This window comes from Kribbella rubisoli (assembly GCF_004217145.1).
Taxonomy (GTDB): Bacteria; Actinomycetota; Actinomycetes; order Propionibacteriales; family Kribbellaceae; genus Kribbella; species Kribbella rubisoli.
The window spans coordinates 224,394-241,140 of sequence record NZ_SHKR01000012.1 but is presented as its reverse complement, the minus strand read 5'-3'; the positions used below and the strand labels follow the sequence as shown (position 1 = coordinate 241,140).

Here is a 16,747-nt window from a genome sequence, read left to right as displayed (position 1 = left end):
GTGCGTGGCGCCGAACGGGGGCGCAGAGCACGGCGCCGGAGTCAGACACCGTGATGTGGAGACATCCTTTGACGCTCGACACTGTTCGCGAAGAGAAGGCGATCGAGAACCTCACCCGCCGTCTCAACGACAGCTTCGCCGACATCCATACTCCTGAAGACATCGAAACCGCCGTCGCGGCGGCCCGCCGCCAGTTCGACGGCGACCGCGTCCGCGACTATGTCCCGATCCTGATCGAACGCATGGCCCGCCAGGAGCTGACCCCGCAGCCCGAGTCGCACGCCGGCCCGCCAGTTGGGGGTACGCCGACGCCCGCGCAGCAGACCGCAGAGCCAGGTAGCTGGCGACAGCGCATCCCGATCGCCCTCCCGGCCGCGGTCGCAGGCGTGCTGGTACTCGCGACCGTCGCCACCGTGCTCGTCGTCCGCAACGGCAGCGACGTACAGGCCCAGACCGGTCTCATCACCGTCAGCGGCGTGATCGGCTCGGAGAAGCTCTTCGACGATCCCGACGTGATGGCGGCCCTCGCCAAGCACGGTTTCGAGGTCAAGATCGACACCGCCGGGTCGCGCGAGATCGCCACCTCGGTCGACCTCAGCAAGTACGACTTCGCATTCCCCTCCAGCACCGTCGCGGCAGAGCGCATCCTGCAACCGACCGCCGGCCGGCCCGCGGTCAGCGGCAAGAAGTACGCCGTGTTCTCGTCGCCGATGGCGATCGCGACGTACCAGCCGATCGTCGGCCTGCTGTCCGCGACCGGGATCGCCAAGCAGGTCAACGGCATCTGGTACTTCGATGTCCGCAGGTATGTCGACCTGGCCAAGGCGGGCTGGCGCTGGACCAATATCCGCGGCAACACGACGTACCCGGTGAACAAGAAGATCCTGGTCACCACCACCGACCCGCGCACCTCGAACTCGGCGGCGATGTTCCTGTCGATCGTCAGTTATGTCGCCAACCACAACAATGTGGTGCAGAGCGAGGCGGACGAGAAGAAGGTGCTGCCGCTGGTCGCGCCGCTGTTCGTCAACCAGGGCTACACCGACAGCTCCAGCGAGGGCCCGTTCGACGACTACCTGGCGCTCGGGATGGGCAAGTCGCCGATGGTGAACATCTACGAGGCGCAGTTCGTGGACGCCGCCGTACACCACAAGCTCAAGCCGGGCATGGTGCTGATGTACCCGTCGCCGACGATCCAGTCCAAGCACACGCTGGTCTCGCTGAACGCCAACGGCGAGAAGCTCGGCGAGCTGTTGTCGACCGACACCGACCTGCAGGAGCTCGCGGCCCGGCACGGGTTCCGGACCGCCGACGAGTCGCAGTTCGCGAACGTCGTCAGCCAGAACCGGGTCCCGGTCGCGAAGGAGGTCATCGACGTCGCGGACACCCCGACGTACGACACCCTCGAGCGACTGCTGGACGGTGTCTCGAAGTCCTACCGCTGAGCCGTCGTCAACCACGACCACACGGACGTGGTGGCGGTGATGAACAGGCGGTTGCCCTTGGGACCGCCGAAGGTCAGGTTGGACACGACATTCGGCAGCAGCAGCTTGCCGATCAACGTGCCGTCCGGGTCGAAGCAGTGCACGCCCTCGTGCGTCGCCGCCCAGACCCGGCCGGCGCTGTCCACCCGGATCCCGTCGAACATCCCGGCCACGCAGGGCGCGAACACCTCGCCGCCGATCAGCTTCTCGCCGTCGACGTCGAAACGCCGGATGTGCTTCCCCGGGGTGTCGACGACGTACAGCTGCTGCTCGTCCAGCGTGAACGCGAGCCCGTTCGGGCGGATGAAGTCGTCCGCGACCACGGTCAGTACGCCGTCCGGCGCGATCCGGTAGACGTGGCAGCCGTCGAGCTCCTGCTCGGCCGCATGACCCTCGTAGTTCGAGGTGATCCCGTACGGCGGATCGGTGAACCAGATCGAGCCGTCGCTGTGTTCGACGACGTCGTTCGGGCTGTTGAGCCGTTTGCTGCCGAGGTGCGAGGCGAGCACGGTGCGGCTGCCGTCGTACTCCGTCCGGACGACCTGGCGATCGCCCTGTGAGCAGCTGATCAGGCGGCCGGCGCGGTCGACGGTGTTGCCGTTGACGTAGCCCGACGGCTCGCGGAACACGCTGACGTGTCCGGAGACCTCGTCCCAGCGGAGCATCCGGTCGTTCGGGATGTCGCTGAAGATCAGGCAGCGCCAGGCGGGCGAGTACGCCGGTCCTTCGAGCCAGCGGCCGCCGTCGTACAGGCACTCGACGTACTCGTCGCCGGCGATGCGGGCGAAACGCTCGTCGAGCACCACCAACTCGGCGCGGATCCGCGGCAGGGTGTTGGAGAGGGTGATCGTCATATCCGAACTGTATCCTGTTATCATCGGTTCGAACAGAATGAGATATGGATCAAGGTGTCTATGACCATAGATGATGTGGATCGCAAGCTCCTGGCTGCGCTGCAGGAGGATGCCGGGCAGTCGTACGCCGCGCTCGGGGAGGTCGCCGGGTTGTCGGCCGGATCGGCCCACGAACGGGTGCGCAAGCTGAAGGCCGCCGGCGTGATCCGGCGTACGACGATCGACGTCGACCCGACCGCGCTCGGCCACGGCGTACTCGCGTTCGTCCTCCTCGAAGCGAACGCCTGGATGGGCGATTCCCGCGAGGCATTGCTGGACATCCCGGCGGTCGAGGAGGCGCACATCATCGCGGGACCGGCGTCCGTCCTCGTGAAGGTGCGGACAACAACCACCGAGGACCTGCAGGCCACGCTCCGCGCTCTCCACGAGGTGAACGGCGTGACCAGCACACAGACCGTCGTCGTACTGGAGTCACTCTTCGAGCGGCAACCCGCCGTGGTGTGAGGAACGCCCTGTCTCCTTCAACGGCTGGTTGACCCTAGACTCGGGCCAGCCGAAGGGAGTCAGCTGTGTCCGACAGCAAGCAGATCACCAAGGTGCTGGTCGCGAACCGGGGCGAGATCGCCGTCCGGGTCGTCCGGGCCGCCGCCGATGCGGGACTGGGCAGCGTCGCGCTGTACGCCGACCAGGACCGCGACGCGCTGTTCGTCCGGCTCGCCGACGAGGCGTATGCGCTGGACGGGTCGACACCGGCCGACTCCTACCTGAACATCGCCAAGATCCTGGACGTGGCGGCACGCTCGGGCGCGGACGCCGTACATCCGGGTTACGGGTTCCTGGCCGAGAACGCCGAGTTCGCCCAGGCCGTGATCGATGCCGGGCTGATCTGGATCGGGCCGCCGCCGTCGGCGATCGACTCGCTCGGCGACAAGGTCAAGGCGCGGCACATCGCGGAGAAGGTCGGCGCGCCGCAGGTTCCGGGGACGCCTGATCCGGTCGCCGATGCGTCCGAGGTCGTTGCCTTCGCCGAGGAGTACGGGCTGCCGATCGCGATCAAAGCGGCGTACGGCGGAGGTGGTCGCGGGATGAAGGTCGCGCGGACCATGGAGGAGATCCCGGAGCTGTTCGAGTCCGCGACCCGCGAGGCGGTGAGCGCCTTCGGGCGGGGCGAGTGCTTCGTCGAGCGGTACCTGGACAAGCCGCGGCACGTCGAGACCCAGTGCCTGGCCGATGCCCACGGCAACGTTGTCGTGGTGTCGACGCGAGACTGCTCGCTACAGCGCCGGTACCAGAAGCTCGTCGAGGAGGCGCCGGCTCCTTTCTTGTCCGCTGAGCAGCTTTCGCTTCTGTACGACTCGTCGAAGAAGATCCTGCGCGAGGCGGGGTACGTCGGGGCCGGGACGTGCGAGTTCCTGGTCGGGCAGGACGGGCTGATCTCGTTCCTCGAGGTGAACACGCGGCTGCAGGTCGAGCACCCGGTGTCCGAGGAGGTCACGGGGCTGGACCTGGTGCGGGAGATGTTCCGGATCGCTCAGGGCGAGCCATTGGGCTATGACGATCCGGAGGTTTCGGGGCACTCGATCGAGTTCCGGATCAACGCGGAGGACGGCGGGCGCGGGTTCCTGCCGGCGCCCGGGACGCTGACTCGGTGGCATGCGCCGTCGGGTCCTGGGGTGCGGCTCGACGGTGGGTACGACCAGGGCGAGACCGTGCCGGGAGCGTTCGACTCGCTGGTCGCGAAGCTGATCGTCAGCGGTCGGGATCGTCAGCAGGCGCTGGAGCGGTCGCGGCGGGCGTTGCGTGAGTTCGTCGTCGAGGGGATGCCTACTGTCATCCCGTTCCACCAGGCTGTTGTGTCGGATCCGGCGTTCGTCGGGACGGACGGGTTCAAGGTCCACACGCGGTGGATCGAGACGGAGTACGACAACCAGCTCACGCCGTACGACGGTCCGCTCGCCGAACCGTCCGAGGACGGCGAACGCGAGAAGGTGACCGTCGAGGTCGGCGGCAAGCGACTCGAAGTCGTACTGCCGGCGGGTCTCGGCGCTGTCGGAGCCGCCGTTGCCACTACCTCCAAGAAGAAGCCGTCCCGGCGCGCCGGCGGAACCAAGAACTCGGCCGCCTCCGGCGACTCCCTCACCTCACCCATGCAAGGCACCATCGTCAAAATCGCCGTCGAAGAAGGCGCCACCGTGGCCGAAGGCGACCTCATCGTCGTCCTAGAAGCCATGAAGATGGAACAACCCCTCAACGCCCACAAGTCCGGCACCATCACCGGCCTATCCGCCGAGGTAGGCGCCACCGTCTCCGCCGGCGCCCCCATCTGCGAAATCAAAGACTGACAAACCCCTCAAGAACACCACGCCAAAAGGCCACCGCTCCGCGACGGCCGCCTTCGACGGTGGGCGTTTCCGGGGGGCGCGCGAGGGAGACTGCGTGGACCGGGCGGGACCCGGCTGGTACTCGCGCCTTCGACTGGCTCGACGCGTTCCTCCCGATCGGCGACGCCGGCACTGACTGCAGTCTCATCGTCGACCTCCGCGAGGGCATCAGCGAGATGCTTGCCGACGTGGCCGATTCCTTGACGCTCGGTCAGCCCGCGCTTCAGGACCACGGCCGGCGGATGCACGCCGCGACCCCGTTCCCGGTGCATCCGCCGGATCCAGTGTTCGCTTGGGCGTCGCGCGGTTGGGTCTAGCGCGGGCCGATTCCTGGGCCACTTTGTGCACCGGATCCGCGTGCTCCGTGGGCGACCGGTGCGGATTTCATGCACAAAGTGCCGCTGAGCTGGGCTGGGCGGGGGCTGGGCGGGTGGGGTTTCGGTTTGGGGTCGGTGGCTGGATTGACAGACAGTTCTCAGGTTTTCGCTGTAGGTTCCCGTGCAGGCATTCCGGTGAGGAGGGTTACTGCATGTCCAAGAAGACCCATCAGCAGCAGCTGGCGGCGCGGAAGGCGAAGCGGCTGGCCGAGCGGGAGATCGAGCGGCGCCGGCAGCGGCGGAACCTGGCGGTCACGATCGCCTCGGTCGCGACGGTCGTCGTGGTGATCGTCGGGGTCTTCGTGGTGTTCGGGGTAGGTGGTGACGACAAGCCGGCCGCCGCGTCGGGTGACCAGGCTTCGGCGGGGCCGGACAACAAGCCGTCGAGTATTCCGACCGCGATGGCGCCGGCGCCGAAGCGGGCGACGCCGCTCGCGGCCGAGGTCAACTGCACGTACAAGAAGAGCGCCGAGCCGGCCAGCAAGAAGGTGAACCCGCCGGCCGACGGGAAGACCAAGGCGTCGGGTACGTCGAAGGTCAGCCTGGATACGTCGATCGGCGATCTGCAGCTGACGCTGGACAGCGCGCTGGCGCCATGCACGGTGAAGAACTTCTTGAGCCTGGTCGGGCAGAAGTACTTCGACAACACCAAGTGCCATCGGTTGACGGTCGGCGAGGGTCTGCAGGTGCTGCAGTGCGGCGATCCGACCGGGAGCGGGTCCGGCGGGCCGGGGTACAGCTTCGCGGATGAGGTTTATCCGACGCTGAAGTACGGGCGGGGTGTGCTCGCGATGGCCAACTCCGGGGCTAATACGAACGGGAGTCAGTTCTTCATCGTGTACGGCGATGCGTCGGGGCTGACGCCGCAGTACACGGCGTTCGGGACGATCGACGAGGCGAGCGCGAAGCTGATCGACAAGGTGGCGGAGGCCGGCGTGACGCCGCAGAACGGGCCGCAGGACGGGGCGCCGATCACGCCGGTAGACATCAAGACAGCAACAGCAGCAGCTTAAGTAAAAGATCCGCGCCGCCCGTCCTCTGCTGGGGACGGGCGGCGCGTTGTTCTGTCAGGCGAGTAGGCCGTAGCGGGAGCGGGGCCAGGCCAGTAGGGCGTGGATCTGGGTTATGCCGGATTGCTGGAGGAGTTCTACTGAACCTTCGCCGAAGTTGTAGAGGTTGGTGGCGGGGTCTCGGGTGGTGGTCCAGTTGTAGGTGGCGTAGGACTGCATTGCCTTGCGGTAGCTGGGGTTGGGGGCTACCGAGTCCAGGATCAAGAGGTTCTTGAACCAGATGGAGTTGAAGGCGGCGCCTTGTTTCGCGAGGATCTCGGGGGTGTTGTAGAACGCCAGCGACGCGGACGCGACCGATTTCGCGTCGCGGAGGTACTTCGGGTTACCGGTTGCCTTGAACAGCAGAACGCCGGCGCCGAGCATCACGCCCTGGTTGTAGCTCCACTGGGTCTTCTCGACATTGCCGGCCAGGTCGATGTGGTCCCAGTACAGACCGTTCGGGGCGAGCATGCAGGTCTGCGCCCACGAGTACATCCGCTGCGCCCACGTCAGATACGACTTGTCCCGCGTCAGCAGGTACAGATGCGCACCGAGCTCCGCGCCCGGTCCGTTCGACACCGTGTTGCGGTCCTGGCTCCACGGGGCCTGGGTCCAGAAGACGCCGCCGGCGCACGGGTGCGACGGATCGGTGTCCCAGCCGTGGACGACGAGCGCGAAGATGTCCTTCGCGCGGGCGAGGGCGGCGCGGTCACCGGTCCGCTTGTACCGCTGGATCAGGTTCAGCCCGATCCACTCGTTGTCGTCGTAGAACTTGTCCCCGCCTTGACCGTTCGGCGGCCGCACGTACGAGTCGTACCCGGTCGGCGTCGTACCGGAGTTCCAGTAGAACTCGTACGCCGCAAGCCGCCGGTCGGCCTCCGCCGCGGCTTTCCGGCCACCACCGGGCACGCCGGCCAGGTCCTCGGCCGCGATCGATGCCTGCGAGTACGGCCAGACGTACGAATACGGATTGGTCTGCGTGTTCGGGTACTCCTCCAGCAGCAGTCCACCCTTGCCGGCGTCGAAGTACTTGTTGATCGCGTCGTACGACGCGCGCGCCCGAGCTGCGTTCGGGTCGGTCCCCGCGTCGGCCGTGGTCATGCTCAGCGACCCGAGGACGGTGACCGCGAGTACTCCGGCGGCCAGGCGAGTTGATATACCAAATTTCCTGCGCATCGAGCTGATCCTCCTGGGCGGTGGCGATTGACATCGATGTCACGTTCTAACCGGCGCACGGACACGACGTCAATGGCTCAGCGACCAGGCTCTTCCACGACGTTATTTGGTATATCAAGCTTACGAGCCGGGAAGCTGATCCAGCCGGACTTCAGATGCAGCCGGATCCGGACCTGGTCGGCAGTCAGCACCCGCTTGCCCTTCGACCCGACGGCCTCGATGGTCAGCGCCCGGCCGCCGCCCGGCCCGACGCCGCTGCGCTTCAGCACCCGTACGTACCGGATCGACCCGACGGCGAAGACGGACTGCATGTCCGCGGCCGACCGTGTCACGGTCCACGTCACGTTCGGGTTCCCGTTCTTCGGGTACGCGTCCCAGCTGTCCGCCTTCATCAGCTGGTACGGCACGTCCCCCGTCGCGGTCGCCCCGCCGTTCGACGACGAGAACTCGGCGATGATCGGCTTCCCCTTGTACAAACGGATCTGTCCCGCGGTCGCCGCGATCGCGTTGTTCGTCGACGTCTCCTCCGAGTCGTACCCGCCGTACACCTGGCAGGACGTCGTGTCGCACAGGTCGTACGCCTTGCTCGACGCGCGATCGCGATGGAAGACCGAATAGGTGCGCGCGGCAACGGCCTGGGCTTGGAGCGCGGCCGGCCTCCAACTGGACACGGCCTCCCGCGGTACGACGCCGCGCAGGTAGTACTCCAGCGGTACGACGTTCACCGTGTCCAGATGCGTACCGGACACGTCGATCGCCCGCAGCGCGCCGCGATACCGCCGTACGGCGCCGCTCGGCAGGATCAGCCCGATCACGGCAGGTCCTTCGAACTGCGCCATACCCGTGAATGTCTTGTACAGCGTCCATTTCTTGGTCTTCGCGTCGTACGAGCTGAGCTTCGTCCCGCGCTCGCCGTTCGGGTCGATCGACCACTGGTTCCGGGTCGATGCCTTGGGCAACACATAGACCTTGCCAGTGGCAAAGGACCTGACGCTGAGCTTGTTCACCGCCCCGACCCGTACGCCGTCGGTCGTGTCCGCGCTGACCCGGACGCGGATGCTGCCGGTCGCCTTGCCGGCCGTCGTACCCGGGTAGTAGAAGTCCAGGATCTGCTTCACCGACTTGCCGGCCAGTGCGGCACCCTGCGCGCCGTACTGCGAGAGCCCGCGGCCGTGGCCGAATCCCCGACCCATGATCGTGGTGTCCGGGACCGTTGCCGTGGGCACGATCTGGCGTGCCTGCGCGGTTGCGCTGATCACCGTTGACGACAGGACGATAGTCGCGATCGCACGCGCAGAAATCGGTACCGTTCTCATGAAGCTCTCCCGTACACAAGATTGACCTGACGTGTGCGGCGGTCCCAGACGAGCCAGCCGCGCTGGAACTTCTGCCGGGAACCGCCCGGCACGCGGTACACCTCGGTGATCGGCAGCCCGAGCCGCGCGCTTCCGGCGCCGAGCCGCCGGAAGCCCATCCGGAACGCCCCCGCCGTCGAATGTGTGCCGCTGGCAACGGAGTAGAAGACGTCGCGGGTGGCGAAGTACGTCGCCCAGCCGGTGCGCGTCCGGTGCTCGCCCCAGAACGGCTGGCCGATGTTCCGGAATCCGAGGTTGCGCGCATATTGGTAGATCGGCGTCGAGAAACTCCCACCCATCAATGTGTTCACGCGTTGCCGCAGCCAGCCGAGTTTGTTGTACAGCTGGGTCCCGGGGCATGCAGTCGCCTTGGTGTCGCGATGGCCGGACACCGTGTGCAGACTGCTGCCGTCGAGCCGGATCGTTGCCTGCGGCGACCGATAGTTGGCGTCCAGCTTCCACGCGATCACCCGCGCGGTGGACTCGAGCATCGCGGCCGGCGGCGCGGCCTGTTCGAAGTTGCCGATCACCGCGACCCCGAACGAGTTCGAGTTGTACGACGCCGTATGAGCGCCGAGGACCGGCAGCTGCGCCCCGCCGTACCTGCCTTCGAAGACGCGGCCGAAGCGGTCGACGAGGAAGTTGTACCCGAGGTCGCACCAGCCGCGGCTCTTCACGTGGTACGCGTACATCGCCCGCACCATCGCCGGGACCTGCGTCCGCGTGTAGTCGTTGCGATCTGCGGTGTGGTGCACGAACGCCGCCAGCACAGTCGTCGTGTACTTCGGACGCGCGCACGCGGCACCATTGTGACTGCGGAGTCGCTCGTCGGCACCCCAGCGCTTCCGGCTCACCATCAACGGCATCGGGTACGGCGCTCGCGAGGCGGCCGGCTCGATCGACTGCGCGGACGGCTCATCGGCATCCGACGCGAGCACACCCGGCTGGATCAGCACGACCTTGGCGCCGGCGACCGTGCCTGCGTCAGTTACTGCGCTGGCCTGGACCCCGGTGGCATTTCCGACCCACAAAGGTTCGGTGCCACCGCGCTGAATTCCTTCAGGCACTAATGGATCTGGGCCGTGTTCGTCCTCGACAGGTAACGATTCCCAGTCGGTCCACTGTCCGTCGCGTTCCACGCGGATCTTCGCGGTGACGTTCTGTGCGCCCTCGGGCCACGTCACGGCGACCATACCAAACGGTATGGTATGGGCCCGGACGGTCGGGCCGTCCAGCGGGATCTCCTGGTAGGAGAGGTCGGAATCGTTGTGCTGCAGGGGAATCAGGGTGGCCGCGGTCAGCACGAGTGGGAGTAGTCGGGCAGTCCTGCGCATGAGCCAGCCTTCCGGCGGTGTACGACGGGCGCTGGGCGGTGTCACCGATTATGCGCGGTCGGTGACCGTTTTCCGGGGATTGCGTCACCGTGCGTGGCGTCGGTGTCTTGAGGCATTCGATAGGCTCTGCGTAAAGCCCCCGAGAGAGGCCCGACATGGACTACATCCTGATCATCGCTGTCGTGGTGATCGCGGTGCTGGCATACCGCTCGTACCGTCGGACCCAGCTGCAGAACAAGAAAAAGCACGAGATCACGGCCGCCGAGCTGGAGTCGGTGAAGCGAACCGCCGACGAAGACATCACCCGCTTCGGCGAGGAGCTGCAGGACCTCGACCTGGAGATGGTCGGCAAGGACCTCGGCGACGGCGCCCGGCAGGACTACCAGCGCGCGCTGGACTCCTACGAGTCCGCCAAGCAGGCGATCGGCCAGGTCACCCAGGCCGACCAGATCAAGCACGTGGTCGAGATCCTCGAGGACGGCCGGTACGCCGCGGCCTGCGTGAAGGCCCGCGTGCACGGTCAGCCGCTGCCGCAGAAGCGGCCGGCATGTTTCTTCAACCCACAGCACGGCCCGTCCGTGGTCGACGTCACGTGGTCGCCGCCGGGCGGCGCGCCGCGTGAGGTGCCGGCCTGCGCGGCCGACGCCGAGCGGGTCCACGCAGGCGCCGAGCCGGATGTCCGCAAGGTCATGGTCGGCCCGCAGCGCGTGCCGTACTGGGAGGCCGGTCCGGCCTATTCGCCGTACGCGCAGGGTCTGTTCGGCGGCGTCGGCGGTGTGCTGACAGGCATGTTCATCGGCACCGCACTCGGCGGCATGTTCGCCGGCGGCGGGTACGGCGACTACGCAGCCGGTTACCAGGACGGCCAGGCCGACGGCGGTGACTACGGCGACGGCGGCGGAGATGGTGGCGGTGACGGCGGCGGTGACGGCGGAGGCGGCGACGGCGGGGGCGACTTCAACCCCTTCGACGGCGGCGGAGACGGCGGCGGCTTCGACTTCGGCGGCGACTTCTAAGAGGCGATTGCCAACAAGCGACGGCCAAGACGGACAGGGCCCCGGTGACCATCAGGTCACCGGGGCTCTGCTCATGTATTACTCGCCGAACAGGGACGGAGTGCCCTCGGCGGTGTGGAGGTAGTAGACGGGGTCCTTGAAGGTGCCGGGGACCTTGCCCAGGCCCTGGATCACGGTCGCGGCACCGTTGGCGTGACCAACGGCGTAGAGGTATGCCGAACCGCTGTCCTTGTCGATTGCCGTGAGCAACGTGCTCTGGGTGCCGCACTTCTCCGCGACCAGGAAGTCGAAGTTCTGCCAGGTCGACGTGCGGACCTTCTTGACCGTCGGCGCCGCCGTGCTCGTGGGGATGTGGATGGTGTACAGCGCGCCGCCGTTGGTGAGCGCGAGGAAGGTGTCGTAGGTCAGCGTCTCACTGATCAGCGCCATCGTCTTGACGGCCGAGTAGCCGGCGTACCGCGTGACCTGCTTGTTCGGGCCGTACCGGTACAGCACGCCGTCGCCACGCAGCCGGTAGTCCGAGCCGCGCACGGTCTTGCCCCAGTAGAACGACGACTCGATCGCCTTGTACCCCTGGTATCCGACGCCGAGGGACTTCAGGCTGCTCGTCGGCTTGCCGGTCGAGTCGTGGCCGTACTCGCCGTAGTACAGCGTGCCGTTCACGACCACCTGCCCGTACGTCGTGTCCTCGCCCGCGACACCGACCGTGGTCGTCCAGGTCGACGCGATCTTCGAGAGCCCCGGACCGAACAGGTGCGGACCGACCCCGCGCGACGACTTGATCGGCGACGACGCGGTGACGCCGGTGTTGACAATGTCACCGCCCGCAGAGATCGAGCCGACGGACATCGTGCAGGCCGCCGTGGCAGCCGCATTCGCTGTGCTTGTCGAAGCGACCGCCAGACCGCCTAGCAGGACGGTCGAGGCCGCGGCGGCGGAGGCTCGCTTCAGGAAGAGGTTGTTCACACCTCACCCGATGCGGCCTCCGCCGCCGAAGTTGCGTTATCTGGTGATCTTTATGGGGACGGACAGTGCGGTCGGAGCCGAGGCCGGGCCGAGCAGGAGCTCGCCGTTGTAGCTCTGGCCGGGTGTCATCGCCTTGTTGTAGTCGACGTGCAGGGTGACCGGCGTGCCGGCCGCGACGGGACCGGTGGGCAGGCCGCTGACGGTCAGGTCGTTGCCCTGGATCGCGTTGACGTTCAGGGTGAACGCCGGCGTACCGGTGACCGAGAACCCGTGCACCCAGATCTGGTAGTTGCCATCGGGCGGGTTGACCAGATCGACCGCTTCGTTCGCCGTACCGCCGGCCGACGAGGCGACGATCTCGGACGGCGAGAACACGCCGTCGTTGTTGGCGTCCCGCACGACGTACAGGTCCAGGTCGTTGCTGTCGAGCGCCGTACTGACACTCAACCGCGAGGCGTGCGACAGCGTGATGTTCTTCTTCACGCTCGCCGTCGACGGGTCGTCCGGATTGTCCTGGTGCGCCGTCTCGGTCGTCGTACTCGGCTGGCTGAGACCGAAGGCCTCGGCCTTCAGCCCGTCCAGCGGCACGCTCGAGTCGAACGTCACGTCGAACCCGCCGGTGTCACCGGTCGCGGTCTGCACAACCGAGGACGGCGTCACCGACGCACTCCCCAGCTGCACCTTGAACGGCGTGTTGAACTTGTCGCCCTGCCAGCTGACCTGGTGCAGTGCGAGCGCCTGCAGACCCTCCTGCGCCGGTGCCGTGACCACATCGGCCGGCCCACCGGTCGCGGTGTTGAACAGCCACGCACCCGTTCGGACGTTGGTGTTCGGACTCTTCCCGACCGTGTCGATCGTGTAGGGCGCGCCGTACACCGAATCCGGCTCGAGCTGGAAGTGGTTCACCGATCTGCCCATGATCAACGTGTCCAGGTCGGTGTACGGACCCGAATCCTCCCAACTGGTGTTGGCCAGGAACTTCGTACCCTCCGCCGGTGTCTTCGGTACGTCGAGATAGAAGAACCGCCAGTCACCGGACTCGGCCCGCCAGGTCCAGTCGTTCGCACCGAACACCGTGCCGTTGTTGTACGTCAGGTTCCGTTGCGACTGGGCCACGTCGTCACCGCCGAAGGTGACAGCCCCGGTGATCTTGCCGTTCGCGTCCTGCGTCACCTTCGCTGCGACCGCGACGGACACCGGCACGACCATCGAGTCCGAGCCGCGGGTCAGTACGACGGCACCGGAGTACATGCCGTACGGCGCGTTGCTCGGCACCTTGATCGACGCGTTGAACGAGCCGACGGCCGTGTGGGGCGTGGTGACCCACTTCCAGTCGGTGTTCTGGTACCAGTCGATCGACACCTTGAAGTCGGTGACCGGGATGGCCTTGTTCGTCGCCGAGTGCTGCAGGCCGAGGAACAGGCCGTCAGCCATCCGCTTGGCGGGATCGGCGACGTACGACTGCAGTGCGTTGGAGCCGGCCCGGTGGTACATGAACCGGCTGTACTCGCCCTGCTCCATCTCCGACTTGGCGAAGTCCAGGTCAAGGAAGCCGTCGATGTTCGAGCTGGTCGTCTTGTCGGTGTGGTTGACGACGCCGTTGTGGTTCTTGTCGGTCCACAGCTTGCCGTCGTGGTTCACGTCGGTCCAGTTGTACGTGAGCAGCCGCCACGCCTGGTCCTCGGTGAGGTCGTTGTTGCCGTCGAACTCGTTCCGCGGATATTCGAGCTTGACCACCATCAGGTCGGCATTGCGATGCTGTTTGACCTGTTTCGTGAGGTCTATCAGGTAGTCGGGCGCATTGAAGTTGCCCGTGCTCTCCTGGCTCAGATCCTTGCTGCTGAAGGAGAGTGTGTCGGAATCGGTGCGGACGAGCTGCCGGTCGCTGACCTGCCACGCGCCACCGCCGTTGATGTCGAACTTCTGCGTGTCGGTGCCGCCTGGCGAGATGATGTTCGCGAACACCGGGTACTCCGTACCGCGGTAGTCACCCACGCGCCATTCGGTCGGCGACACGGTCGCGCGGGTGCCGAGCGCACTGGCGACCGCCTTACCCGCGTCGATCGAGCCGGATCCTTGGACGTTGGAGTCGTACCCGAGGTCCTTCGCCGACGACTTCAGGATGTCCTGCGCGGTCGAGTAGAAGCCGGCCGGTACGGCGCCGTGGTGCGCCTTCTCATAAGCCTGGTAGACCAGCGCTGTCGCACCTGCGGCGACCGGGGTCGAGCGACTCGTGCCGCCCCAGGTGACCCAGGCGTTCCGGCCGTCGAGGATCGTGTTCAGGGTCGCGTCGCCCGGCGCATAGGCGCCATCGGCAACTACATCGACGCCGTTGGTCGCGTTCGCGCCGAACCCGCGGTTCGACCACACCATCACGTCGTTGTCGGTGATCTGACTGGTACGCACGATCGAGTCCCAGCCGGTCCCGCCGAACTGCGTGGACGCTCCGACCTCGATCGCGGTCGACGGCGCGGCGGCAGTCGCCGTACCGAAACCCGGTGCGCCGTTGCCGGTGGAGAACAGGGCTGTGGTCTTGAAGCCGTCGTGGATCACGTCGGCTTCCTGGCTCGCGGCGTCCCAGCCGTCGTTGTCGGTGGTCGACTCACCGTACGAGTTCGACGTGACGTCGACGCCCTTGCGGGTGGACAGCAGATACCCGAACTGGGTGGAGAAGTCGAAGCCCATGTAGATGTCGCCGAACGGCGCCAGCTTGGCCTTCGGCGCACCGCCCAGCACCGCACCGGCGTACTTGCCGCCGGGGAGGTCCTTGAACGTCGGCGCCTTCCCGTTGATGACTGCCTGACCGACGATGTTCGACGCGGTCAGCGTGCCGTGGCCCTCGATCGCGGGGTCGAAGTCACCGGTCCACGCGACCAGCTGACCGGAGCCGTACGACGTGTCGTCGACGCCGAACATGTCCAGGCCGCCCGGGATCGGGGTCTTGCCGTCGGAGATGTAGTAGAGCAGGCCGCCGGACAGGTCGGTGTAGCCGTCACCGTTCATATCGCGGTACGACGCGGGCGACGACTTGGTGACCGGCTTCTCGTCGGCGAACGAGTAGTCGTCGTCGAGGTCGACGTACACGGTGTCGTAGACGCCGGCCGTGTGCGGGTCCGTGATCAGGAAGCCGGGGCGCTCGCCGTACAGCTGGAGCAGGTGGTCGTCCGGGTGGCTGCCGAGCATGACCTTGCCGGACTTGCTCCACTTGGCCGGGAAGCTGTACGTGTGCTCCTTCGTACCTGTCGGGGCGCTGAAGTTGCGGGACGGTCCGGTCTTCGTCGCGAAGTCCACGGAGCACGTCTTGGCGGTGACGGTGCAGGTGGCCGCGGTGGTCTTGGTGAACCAGGACAGGCCCTGGTCGACCTGGTCGGGTGCCGACAGCCACTGCAGCGTTCCGTACGGATCGAAGGCCTTGGGCCAGCCGTTCCAGCCGGCCTTGTCACCGGTCTGGCCGCTCCACGTCTGCCAGGTGTTGACCAGGTCCGGGTGACCCCAGTCGGTGCCGCCGTCGAGGACGCCGACGGTCACACCCTGGCCGGCGAAGCCCGCGTTCCAGGCGCCGGTGAAGTTGTGTGACTTGGCGTCGAGGAGGTTCTGCTTGCGGAGCTTGTCGAAGTTCGAGCCCCGCAGCGGCGGAGCCTGGTCGTACGGCACGTCGTCGGACTTCACCTTGGCGAGCGCGGCCTTCAGCTCGGCCGCCGTCGGCGCCTGGTGCAGGCTGGGATCGGGGTCGGACAACGGCTGCCCGGTCCGGGCCAGCTCGACCGGCTGCACAGAGACAACCCCTGGTACGGCGGCCAGTTTCGGCAGCGCCTGCACCGGGATAGAGCCCATCACCAGCGCGGCGTCGCCGGACTTCGCCACATGGGCGTTGCCGAGCACCTGCTGGGCCTTGGCGGTGTCGCCCTGCACGGTGGCGAAGACGGCCACCGGCGCGGTGTCACCCTTCTTGACCTTCGCCTGGAGCTTCGGGTCGAGCTTCGACGAGGCGGCGTCGCTTGCCGACTGCACCTGCATGGCGCCCGGCCCGTGCCCCGGCGGCGAATGGTCCTGGGTCGCGGCGTGTACGGGTGCCGACATCGACGCGATGATCAGGCCGGTCAGGCCGACGAGCGCAGCAGAGTACCTCAGGCGACGTCTCATACTTTCCCCTCCGCAGTGGAGCGGCTCCCCCGAGCCAGGCCGCGGGCTCAACAAACGGAGAGTAAGCCGCCCGTCGCCTATCCGGTAGCGATCGGTGGGGCCGTCTTCGGTAGTTGCCTCGCACAACGGTAACTATTCGTGCCCAATGGATTCCCGGGGTCCGATTCTTCCCGGAATCACGCCCGCCCGCCGACTACTCTGAGCGACCGGACGGCCTGCAGGTTTTCCCGCAACTTTCCGATCCCTTGCCGGTGCCGGGCGGTCCGCCTAGCGTCGGGAAGGTGCATGAGCTCGCCATCACGGAGAGCATCGTCGATGCGATCGTCGAGAAGATCGGCGACGGACCGGTGGCGGCCGTCCGGCTCGAGATCGGTCGGCTGTCCGGAGTGGTGACCGATTCGATCCGGTTCTGCTTCGAGATCGTCGCCGGCGGGACCGGGCTCGAAGGGGCGCGGCTGGACATCGACGAGCCATCGGGGCGCGCGTACTGTCGGAACTGCCGGCTGGAGTTCACGCTCGACGATCCGATCATGCTGTGCGACTGCGGCAGCGCCGATCTCGACGTACTGGCCGGCCGCGAACTGCGGATCATCTCGGTGGAGGTGCGTTGAC

13 protein-coding genes are annotated in these 16,747 nt (G+C 66.9%); 7 read left to right on the top strand and 6 right to left on the bottom strand.

The window, feature by feature from the left end; all coding sequences use genetic code 11:
• Positions 1–68 precede the first annotated feature (68 nt).
• On the top strand, positions 69–1,445 hold the full coding sequence (locus EV645_RS15355; RefSeq protein WP_242000433.1) for a three-helix bundle dimerization domain-containing protein: 1,377 nt from the start codon (positions 69–71) through the stop codon (positions 1,443–1,445).
• Here EV645_RS15355 and EV645_RS15350 read toward each other — a convergent pair.
• Entirely contained in the window at positions 1,436–2,338 is a 903-nt protein-coding gene (locus EV645_RS15350) for an SMP-30/gluconolactonase/LRE family protein (RefSeq protein ID WP_130444252.1), read from the bottom strand. The genes EV645_RS15355 and EV645_RS15350 overlap by 10 nt on opposite strands.
• A 75-nt stretch (positions 2,339–2,413) precedes the next feature.
• Here EV645_RS15350 and EV645_RS15345 point away from each other — a divergent pair, with 75 nt between their 5' ends.
• The 4 genes from EV645_RS15345 to EV645_RS15330 all read left to right on the top strand — a co-directional run bounded on the left by EV645_RS15345 (position 2,414) and on the right by EV645_RS15330 (position 6,109).
• On the top strand, positions 2,414–2,842 hold the full coding sequence (locus tag EV645_RS15345) for an Lrp/AsnC family transcriptional regulator (RefSeq protein ID WP_242000432.1): 429 nt from the start codon (positions 2,414–2,416) through the stop codon (positions 2,840–2,842).
• A 65-nt stretch (positions 2,843–2,907) separates the two neighbouring features.
• A complete protein-coding gene (locus EV645_RS15340; RefSeq protein ID WP_130444248.1) occupies positions 2,908–4,680 on the top strand; it encodes an acetyl/propionyl/methylcrotonyl-CoA carboxylase subunit alpha in 1,773 nt (590 codons plus the stop codon).
• A 59-nt stretch (positions 4,681–4,739) separates the two neighbouring features.
• Positions 4,740–5,036: a hypothetical protein gene (locus EV645_RS15335; protein ID WP_130444246.1), complete on the top strand. Its 297-nt coding sequence runs from the start codon at positions 4,740–4,742 to the stop codon at positions 5,034–5,036.
• 212 nt (positions 5,037–5,248) lie between these two features.
• Positions 5,249–6,109: a peptidylprolyl isomerase gene (locus EV645_RS15330; protein WP_130444244.1), complete on the top strand. Its 861-nt coding sequence runs from the start codon at positions 5,249–5,251 to the stop codon at positions 6,107–6,109.
• Between the two features lie 54 nt (positions 6,110–6,163).
• On the opposite strand, the gene EV645_RS15325 is transcribed toward EV645_RS15330, so the two are convergent.
• The 3 genes from EV645_RS15325 to EV645_RS15315 form a co-directional block, all read right to left on the bottom strand.
• A complete protein-coding gene (locus EV645_RS15325) occupies positions 6,164–7,321 on the bottom strand; it encodes a glycoside hydrolase family 76 protein (RefSeq protein ID WP_130444242.1) in 1,158 nt (385 codons plus the stop codon).
• A 77-nt stretch (positions 7,322–7,398) separates the two neighbouring features.
• On the bottom strand, positions 7,399–8,637 hold the full coding sequence (locus EV645_RS15320; protein ID WP_130444240.1) for a SpoIID/LytB domain-containing protein: 1,239 nt from the start codon (positions 8,635–8,637) through the stop codon (positions 7,399–7,401).
• Positions 8,634–10,010 (bottom strand): peptidoglycan recognition protein family protein, encoded by a 1,377-nt coding sequence (locus EV645_RS15315; RefSeq protein WP_130444238.1) that lies wholly within the window; start codon positions 10,008–10,010, stop codon positions 8,634–8,636. The genes EV645_RS15320 and EV645_RS15315 overlap by 4 nt, the downstream gene beginning before the upstream one ends.
• Before the next feature lie 155 nt (positions 10,011–10,165).
• Here EV645_RS15315 and EV645_RS15310 point away from each other — a divergent pair, with 155 nt between their 5' ends.
• Positions 10,166–11,026, top strand: a complete 861-nt coding sequence (locus EV645_RS15310; RefSeq protein WP_130444236.1) for a hypothetical protein — start codon at positions 10,166–10,168, stop codon at positions 11,024–11,026.
• A gap of 78 nt (positions 11,027–11,104) precedes the next feature.
• Here the strand turns inward: EV645_RS15310 and EV645_RS15305 are convergent, their stop codons facing one another.
• Positions 11,105–11,992 (bottom strand): hypothetical protein, encoded by an 888-nt coding sequence (locus EV645_RS15305; protein ID WP_242000431.1) that lies wholly within the window; start codon positions 11,990–11,992, stop codon positions 11,105–11,107.
• A 36-nt stretch (positions 11,993–12,028) separates the two neighbouring features.
• Positions 12,029–16,135, bottom strand: coding sequence for a S8 family serine peptidase (locus EV645_RS15300; protein WP_130444234.1), 4,107 nt, complete (start codon positions 16,133–16,135; stop codon positions 12,029–12,031).
• Positions 16,136–16,416: 281 nt separating this feature from the next.
• Between EV645_RS15300 and EV645_RS15295 the strand changes: the two genes are divergently transcribed.
• Positions 16,417–16,746, top strand: a complete 330-nt coding sequence (locus EV645_RS15295) for a hydrogenase maturation nickel metallochaperone HypA/HybF (protein ID WP_130444232.1) — start codon at positions 16,417–16,419, stop codon at positions 16,744–16,746.
• Position 16,747: the final 1 nt, after the last annotated feature.

Excerpts from the sequence above, each read along its gene's own strand:
- EV645_RS15325 (WP_130444242.1), bottom strand. The coding sequence starts at position 7,321 with ATGCGCAGGAAATTTGGTATATCAACTCGCCTGGCCGCCGGAGTACTC.
- EV645_RS15330 (WP_130444244.1), top strand. The coding sequence starts at position 5,249 with ATGTCCAAGAAGACCCATCAGCAGCAGCTGGCGGCGCGGAAGGCGAAG.
- EV645_RS15300 (WP_130444234.1), bottom strand. The coding sequence starts at position 16,135 with ATGAGACGTCGCCTGAGGTACTCTGCTGCGCTCGTCGGCCTGACCGGC.
- EV645_RS15350 (WP_130444252.1), bottom strand. The coding sequence starts at position 2,338 with ATGACGATCACCCTCTCCAACACCCTGCCGCGGATCCGCGCCGAGTTG.
- EV645_RS15315 (WP_130444238.1), bottom strand. The coding sequence starts at position 10,010 with ATGCGCAGGACTGCCCGACTACTCCCACTCGTGCTGACCGCGGCCACC.
- EV645_RS15320 (WP_130444240.1), bottom strand. The coding sequence starts at position 8,637 with ATGAGAACGGTACCGATTTCTGCGCGTGCGATCGCGACTATCGTCCTG.
- EV645_RS15310 (WP_130444236.1), top strand. The coding sequence starts at position 10,166 with ATGGACTACATCCTGATCATCGCTGTCGTGGTGATCGCGGTGCTGGCA.